The organism is Myroides odoratimimus, from assembly GCF_001485415.1.
In the GTDB taxonomy this organism is placed as follows: Bacteria; Bacteroidota; Bacteroidia; order Flavobacteriales; family Flavobacteriaceae; genus Flavobacterium; species Flavobacterium odoratimimum.
This window is the reverse complement of the sequence record NZ_BCMQ01000052.1, coordinates 1-7,628: the sequence shown is the minus strand read 5'-3', so window position 1 is coordinate 7,628 and position 7,628 is coordinate 1. Positions and strand designations below refer to the sequence as shown.

5 protein-coding genes and 1 other RNA gene are annotated in these 7,628 nt (G+C 28.9%); 4 read left to right on the top strand and 2 right to left on the bottom strand.

The genetic code is table 11. The annotated features are described in order from the left end of the window. Positions 1-65: 65 nt before the first annotated feature. Together tnpA and MODO_RS18645 are read right to left on the bottom strand one after the other, a co-directional pair. The gene (gene tnpA, locus MODO_RS18650) at positions 66-497 is read right to left on the bottom strand and encodes an IS200/IS605 family transposase (protein WP_059050942.1); all 432 of its coding nucleotides are present in this window, start codon (positions 495-497) and stop codon (positions 66-68) included. 132 nt (positions 498-629) lie between these two features. Further along, positions 630-1,838 (bottom strand): NAD(P)-dependent oxidoreductase, encoded by a 1,209-nt coding sequence (locus MODO_RS18645; protein ID WP_058699593.1) that lies wholly within the window; start codon positions 1,836-1,838, stop codon positions 630-632. Positions 1,839-2,058: 220 nt separating this feature from the next. Here MODO_RS18645 and ssrA point away from each other — a divergent pair. The 4 genes from ssrA to MODO_RS18630 form a co-directional block, all read left to right on the top strand. Then, positions 2,059-2,457: a transfer-messenger RNA gene (ssrA, locus tag MODO_RS18920) on the top strand. Between the two features lie 720 nt (positions 2,458-3,177). Then, positions 3,178-3,753 (top strand): hypothetical protein, encoded by a 576-nt coding sequence (locus MODO_RS18640; protein WP_006260367.1) that lies wholly within the window; start codon positions 3,178-3,180, stop codon positions 3,751-3,753. 47 nt (positions 3,754-3,800) lie between these two features. After that, positions 3,801-4,907 carry a helix-turn-helix domain-containing protein gene (locus MODO_RS18635; protein ID WP_059051713.1) on the top strand — a complete coding sequence of 369 codons (1,107 nt, stop codon included), beginning with the start codon at positions 3,801-3,803 and terminating at the stop codon, positions 4,905-4,907. A gap of 423 nt (positions 4,908-5,330) precedes the next feature. After that, positions 5,331-7,628: phage tail-like protein (locus MODO_RS18630; protein ID WP_501193395.1), on the top strand; the 2,298-nt coding region annotated here is incomplete at its 3' end.

Sequence of the window (7,628 nt, the reverse complement as noted above, 5' to 3'; positions counted from 1 at the left end):
AACCACTATGGACTGAAAGTCCATAGTTTGTTAAAGCAGACTAAAGTCTGCCTGGGTGGAGCTACTTACTCAAGTATAAAGTTACCTCCGTTATCATTTGATTTACGATGGTGTTCAAGATATTGATTTAGCATTTCATCAGTAATATTTCCTGTACTCCAACAACCAAAGCCTATTGCCCAAAAGTGACGTCCCCAGTATCTGTGCTTCAACTCAGGAAATTCTATTTGGAGTTTCCTTGAGGTACGACCCTTGAAGAGTTTGACAATATTGCTTATGTTTTGAGATGGTCGATATTCTATATGAAGATGAACATGGTCCTTTGATACTACACCTTTTAAAATTTGAATATCTTCTGCTTCACAAATCTGAATGATCAGACTACGACAACGTATCTGAATATCTCCTTCCAATACTGGATAACGATATTTAGTCACCCATACTATATGGGCAGTTAAACGTGATACACTATGTCCTCCGGTTCGTTGATATTCCATATATCAAAGATAAACATTTTTAGAAGCTGAAAGCTAAATGCACTAAAGTGCATAGTTTTAACTACAGTCTGCAACCAATAAAAAGTATTCTTTACTAAAAAAGGCTATCATTATTCTGATAGCCTTTCCTATTTATTCTTTATTATCTACGAAGTCTTGTAAATAACTAAATCTATCTGTTAGTTTACCACCTTTAGTAATAGTAGCTCTTTCTAGTATTTTATCTTTATCTCCATTAAAGAAGGCAGGTAATACTTGTTCTACAAATACTTCACCAAATCCTTCACTAGCATCTTTTGGTAATTCACAAGGCAAATTATCAATAGCCATCACTGTTATTGCTGCAGGATGGTCAAATTCTACTTCTGTACCTTTCCCTGGATGATATCCATAGAATGGCTCTGCTATAGTAGATGCTTTCAATGTAGAGGCTATAGGGCCATGATCTACATCGCATGAGATATCACCAATTACTTTAATTTGATTAAAAGGAGAATTTAGCATCTCTTTTGTCAAGATAACAGGAGCTCCTTTTTTAAAGAAGTGCCCAGTCATCAGGATATCTGCTACACGAGTAAATCTCTCGAAGTCACTAGTGTATAGTTCAGGATGGTTATAAAAATCTTGTTTGTTTCCTTCAGTCCCATCTATTCTTTTGTAATAGTCTTCAACACCTATCTGTGTGTATACAGGTCTATCATATTTTTGGGTTAAGAAGTGTTCTTTAGAAACCTTCTTCATTTTCATCCCGTCTAGTATTTCCATAATACCATGTGCTACCTTTCCAGTTCCAGTTACGACTATCTTAATAGGAGGGAAGTACTGTTTTTTTAATCGATAGATTAAATCTTCTTTGTGAAGTAAGGTTTCAGCCTTGGCTAATTCGAATAATTCATATTTTAACCCAAAGCCTCTTAGTGTATTGTATGCACCTACTATACCTGCATATCTACCAAAGCCAATAATCCTAGTGTTTTTTCCGTCTACAAATGTCTCGTGATCCATTAATGTAATGTTCTTTTCTAAACAAGCTTGTAAGAGCTTGCGATTATGTTCTTGTTTTTTTATTGTGTGCGAAAAAAAGACATAAGTTTTATTTGGTATAAGGTAATCAACAGGAATTTCTTTTACCCCAAGGAGAAGATCACAGTCTGTCATATCACTTGATAGTTCTAATCCTTCAGAAGCATAGTTTTCATCTTTAAAAATTCTAATGTCTGAATGTTCTATCTTAATAGACAGCTCGTTATATTTGTCTAAAGCTTTTTTTACCTGCTTAGGACAAAGCACAACTCTCCTATCAGGAGGCGATTTACGCTCCTTAATAATTCCTAATTTCATAATTTGTTTGTTTGTTTTTTGGTTGGTTTTTCAAATATAGAATTATTTCGGACTCACACAACTATTTTGAATCATAATTTTAGAATTATATACAGTTTTTAATAAGTATTGACGAATAAAATACAGTATATGAACATTCTAAGAGGAAGAAATAGTATTTGTTTGATTTTTTAAAAATAAATTGTACTTTTGCATTTCATTGCTAACTAAGGCAATCATTGGGGTCGATCGGTATTGACAGCGAGTGGAATTAGTTAGTAAGCACGTCGAGCGTTGTTAGATTGCTCGTAAATATCATCTAACGAACTTTTTAAACGGCGAAAATAACTACGCTTTAGCTGCTTAATCTGAATTATAGTAAGATTGCCTTTAGTTTCCACCAGGTGGAAGAGCTGAATTCTCCTAAAGAGCCTTGGTTTATGGCGCTTTGTTAAGGGGAACCGTAAAGTAAACCTAGAGATGTCTATTGTTTCGCTAGCATTTCGAAATCTTAGAAACTAAGCTTTTGGTGGCTGTTTTTTGCCAAGCCAACGGTCGAAAATCTAATAAAAAACTAAGCGTGTAGAAAGCTTCCTGATTGCTTGTTTGGACCCGAGTTCGATTCTCGGCGACTCCACAGAAAAAAGCCTAACTATTTACTTTTAAATAGTTAGGCTTTTTTTGTATTCAATAGATACTAAAAACTGTATTTTAGATATTAGATTTATTTTAAATGTTTAACCAATTTTATTAAAAGATATCATATTTGAATTACTTATAAACTTAAAGAGTTTCGGATATAGAATGATGAATTGTTTAAACTAGTACCTAAAGATTATACAATACTATTTTATAAGATCAGAAATTAGATTGAACTTATTTTTTCTTACAGAGTTAGTATAATTTAAGCTCATTAAAAAGTATGTATGATTTAATGTTCAAGTTAAGTTTGTATCATTATTATGAATTATATTTTTTACAACTATCATACTTGATACATGATCTTTTTCTGATATGGATTATTTTTAGTTAATAGATGTTGTATATAGTCACTTTTAGTACATTCTATAACGTTTCAATTTATTAGGATCATCTGATTGTGTAGTTACAAGTAGATAGAGATATGTTAAAAAATTAAATTAACATTATTTACACTTTTATAGTTTTTTCCTTATTTCAATGTGGTTTTATTTTAAGGATTTATTCTATTAAATATATAATGTTTTTTTAATCTACTTTTTTAAGATATTTATAAGGAAAAATATGTGTATATAAAATATTTAATTCATTAAATGCGATTATTCTTAATGTTTTTTGTGTAAAATTCACATACTTTGTAGTGCTATTAAAAAGAGATTTTATGAAAAACGAACTTATATTTTTTAAGACTAGATTTAGTTTGATTTTTATAAATTTAGTTTATTCACTAGCTGCTTTATCTATTGGTTTATTTAAACTTATAAAACAAGACAGCAAGTTTAGTTTCTTACCTTTTATTTCTCTTTTCATTATACTAAATGTTTATGCTAAGAAAAATAAGAATGTGTTTGGACATGAAGTTAAAATGCTCTTAATATTAAATGCACTTGTTTGTTTTACTTTTTTTTTAAACTTTCAACCATGGTTAGAATTTACTGTTTTTATATTTTATACAGTAATCTTTAGTTTATTTGTTTTGATTAATAAAGCTAATATTCTCAATCTTTTTATTGGTTTTAGAGAGTTATTAAATGTTGTTTTCTTCTTGTTTACTCTTAAAGTAATTTTTTTAGTTTCTCAAGTCTTTATACTTAAATATTATATTGAAGACTTAGAAGTATTTGCTGCTAAATCATCAATTTTAATTGAGATTATAGCTTTTACAGTATTTATTATTAGCATTTTAATCTATTTTATTTCGTATAAAAAAGAAAATAATTCAACAAGAGTATTTTAATGTAGGTTATCTATTAAAAAATAAGATTAGTTACAATAATTTATTATATGTTTTATTTTATATTCCTTGTTATAGCTGTTGTTTATATTGTTTTGATAAAGAGAATTAAACTCTTTGTCCAATATGAAAAAAGATTAGTAGAAGTTAGCATTTTATTGTCTATTAACTTTTTGGTTGGGCTACTTTACAATTATCTTTCTACAGCTGAATTCTTTTGTATATCCATTTTATTAAATTTATTTAATGGACCTATTTTTTTCTATGTACTATTTGATAGATCAAAGTACTTGTTTTATTTACAATACATTGTCAGCTTATTATCATTTATCTATATTATTGGCTATTCCTATTATATAAGTGAAGAGATAGAACAGATAAAGATATTTAATTATTACAGTGCTATTGTTAGTGTTATTCTTGGAGTTTTATATGTTTTAGTATGTTACTATCTTCTTGTGCAGACTTCTGCACTTATAAGAAATGAGAGTATTATAGTTGTTTTTCTCATAGTTTTCTTTTTTGAATCTATTATGATGTTACCAGATTTTAAAGAAAGAGGTTTTGATATAAACCCTTTGTTTATTTATCTAGGTTGTACTTTAATTCTTATTATTTCTAATTGTATCTATTTAATAGGTAAACTATTAAATATAAAAGTAAAGAATACTAATAAACTACTAAGCTTACAGCCTTCTACTATAGACTTAAAGATTAGTGTAGTGGAAGTAGAATATGAATGTGTTGATATAGATGAGGAAAAAGAGGGAATTGTAGAAACTGTAAAAGAGGAAGATGTGACTGAAGAGAATAAAGAAGATGATTTTCAATATATAAGTTTAGTATTAAATGAAAAACTGATTGAAAATCGTTTATTTTTAGATCCTAATTTAAGTTTAAATAGGCTATCTAAGGTCACTAATATTCCTAAGACTAGACTATCTTCTTTTTTTAAAAGTAGTGAGGCCTCTAATTTTAATCAGTATATAAATCGTATTAGGATTGAATATGCTGTTATTACTTTACATGATTATAATCATGAGGAATTGAGTATAGAGAAATGGGCTTTGCTATCAGGTTTTAACTCAAGAGTAACATTTTATAGGTCTTTTGTAAATGTTTATGGTTTTCCTCCTTCAGAGTTATTGAAGAAATAAACTACAATTTAGAATAGTTTGAAGTTTAATCTTTGTTTTTTTGATAAAATAGTACTTGAATTTTGTTTCAAATTCTAATAAAATTGTTTCAAAATGAAATATTATTAAATAATAATTATTTTATATCGATTTAATAATACCTATTATGTCCTTTTTTACTTAGGTATTTTGTGCTATCGATTTTGTTTTACTTACATATCTTGATATACTCTAAGCCCTATTTTATCTGATTTCAACTAATTAATTTTATAATATTAATAAAGTATCATAAAAAAACAGGTGTGTTAAATATGCGATACAACTCTTTGTTAGTCACGTATTGCGATTATTATATACCGTATTTAACGTTGAGTAATAGTAGTTTTGACTATGTTTTTTTTAAAAGGATATTTCATAAAGTATCTATAATCAATATTAAAATATATGAAAAAGAGATTACTCCCTGTTGCACTTTTATTGGGAACTTTTGCTACTAATGCCCAAGTAGGAATTGGTACAGCAACTCCTAATAAATCTGCAGAATTATTAATTGAATCAAAAGACCGTGGTTTATTAATTCCTAATGTTGCATTGGAAAGCACAAAGGATAAGGTTACAATTAGAAATGGCAATGTGCAAAGTTTATTAGTCTATGCGACAAAAAAACAAGGCGATATTACTCCAGGTTACTACTATTGGGATATAGATAAATGGTCACGCTTAACAGCTGATAAAGATATTCCACAAATTGTAGTAAACAATTTTGAAGAAATTGTAAATATGGATGGTGATAAGGTAAAAAATATCATCAAAAATATTATAAAAAACACTGAAGGTAATGTTATTTATGAAGGAGATAAGTTTTATACCTATGTAAAAGATGGAGACAAAATTATCAAACAAGAAATCAAAGAGAAATTAACTACAATAGTACATGACGAAAAAACTGGAGACTATATTTATTATAATGAAAATTCAGTAGATCGCAATGGAAATATTATTGGAGAAGGAGTTCGTATAAAAATAAAAGAAACAGTTATTAATAAGTTTGGTGATATTATTAATAATAAAACTGTTCAAGAACATATCACAAATTATTTAGATGGAACGTATGTAGGAGGAAATGTTTATTATGATGGTGATAAACTTACATATGTAACTAAAGAAGGAGAAAGGAAAGAAGTTTCTATTAAAGAAGTAATTACTGCAAATGAGAGTAAAACTGCGATTATTACTGTAGCTAATAAGCAGTATTATGTTTCAGAAGAATACTTGATTGCTAATAATGATATTATTCCTTCTAATGTTGATCCTTTAAATTTATCTAAAGGAATTTATGCTATTGATGTTGTTGGAGGCGTAATTAATAATTTTGAAGAGATAGTTACTAAAGGACCTATTACAGTAGATGGTCGTACCTTTAATACAATCAATGATTATATCAAGTATATCACAGAGAGTAAAGGAGGGTTTACTAAGATTGTTTATGATCAAACAACAGGTGATGTTATTTTCCAAGAGTGGAATGAAGTAACTCAGAAGTTTGAGAATGTTGATAATTCAAAGTTCAGCACTATTGTTAAGGGAAATGAGACTATAACTACTTTAGTGGACAATCAAGATGGAACTTACACCTACACAAGTGAAGACGGAACCACTACACTTGTAGATATTCCATCAAGTGTTGTAAATCAATTTGAAACAATTGTAAAACAACCAGTAGAAGTAGATGGTCGTACCTTTAATACAATCAATGATTATATCAAGTATGTCACAGAGAGTAAAGGAGGGTTTACTAAGATTGTTTATGACCAAACAACAGGTGATGTTATTTTCCAAGAGTGGAATAAAGTAACTCAGAAGTTTGAGAATGTTGATAATTCAAAGTTCAGTACTATTGTTAAGGGGAATGAGACTATAACTTTATTAGTTCCAAATACCAATGGAACCTTTACTTATTATAACGAGAGTCAAATCGGTGCTGATGGTCAACCAAAATTAGGAGAGACAGGAGTAACAATTGATCCAAAAGAAGTATCTGTATCCTTAAATACAACTACAAATAAATATGAGTTTAAAAACTCACAAGGAGATGTTATAGGAGAGATTGATGCAAATGCAAATGCAATTGTTTATAATGATAATACTACAAATCTTGGAGTAACAAATGTTCAAGAAGCTATAGAGAAATTATTAGATAAAATTACAGAAGTAGCTGGTACCACAGGAGATTTGGTAGTGTCTGGTGGTTTAGAATTTTTGGCTAAAACCACTGGGATTAAGGCATTATTAGCTGATGTTACTATTCAAGTAGCAGACGAAGGAATAACTAATGAAAAATTAGGTAATAAAGCAGTTACATCAGATAAATTAAATGCAGGTACAGGAGAAAATAATCGTGTAGGTGTAGCAGATGATCAAGGGAATGTTATTTATAAAACATTAGATGAAGTAGTAAAAGGTAATGAGACTGTAACTCTATTGATTCCAAATACGAATGGGACCTTTACTTATTATAATGAGAGTCAAATCGGTGCTGATGGTCAACCAAAATTAGGAGAGACAGGAGTAACAATTGATCCAAAAGAAGTATCTGTATCTTTAAATACAACTACAAATAAATATGAGTTTAAAAACTCACAAGGAGATGTCATAGGAGAAATTGACACCAATGCTAAGGCTATTGCCTTTGATAACAGCACTAATGGTTTTACATCAACAAATGTACAAGAGGCATTAGAA

What these genes read in the sequence shown, in the direction of transcription:
- MODO_RS18635 (WP_059051713.1), top strand. Translation starts at nt 3,801, where the DNA reads ATGTTTTATTTTATATTCCTTGTTATAGCTGTTGTTTATATTGTTTTG.
- MODO_RS18640 (WP_006260367.1), top strand. Translation starts at nt 3,178, where the DNA reads ATGAAAAACGAACTTATATTTTTTAAGACTAGATTTAGTTTGATTTTT.
- MODO_RS18645 (WP_058699593.1), bottom strand. Translation starts at nt 1,838, where the DNA reads ATGAAATTAGGAATTATTAAGGAGCGTAAATCGCCTCCTGATAGGAGA.
- tnpA (WP_059050942.1), bottom strand. Translation starts at nt 497, where the DNA reads ATGGAATATCAACGAACCGGAGGACATAGTGTATCACGTTTAACTGCC.